Annotated in this window: 1 pseudogene; it reads right to left on the bottom strand. The window is 49.0% G+C overall.

What is annotated here, in order from left to right:
* Positions 1-286: pseudogene (locus tag N8M09_RS10985) on the bottom strand (MSCRAMM family adhesin SdrC); the annotation flags it as partial.

The raw sequence follows: 286 nt of genomic DNA, 5'->3' as shown, positions 1-286 counted from the left end.
CGTCAGCTTCAACAAGTGCTTCAGAATCAGCAAGCACATGCGCATCTGAGTCAGCATCAACAAGTGCTTCAGAATCAGCAAGCACATCGGCCTCTGACTCAGCGTCAACAAGTGCATCAGCCTCAGCAAGTACATCAGCCTCTGAGTCAGCTTCAACAAGTGCTTCAGAATCAGCAAGTACATCAGCATCTGAGTCAGCATCAACAAGTGAATCAGCCTCAGCAAGTACATCAGCATCTGAGTCAGCATCAACAACTGCGTCAGCTTCAGCAAGCACAACCGCATC

The organism is Streptococcus mitis (assembly GCF_946190375.1).
In the GTDB taxonomy this organism is placed as follows: domain Bacteria; phylum Bacillota; class Bacilli; order Lactobacillales; family Streptococcaceae; genus Streptococcus; species Streptococcus mitis_CJ.
Note: the sequence above shows the minus strand (reverse complement) of the source record. Positions and strands in the feature narration are given on the sequence as shown.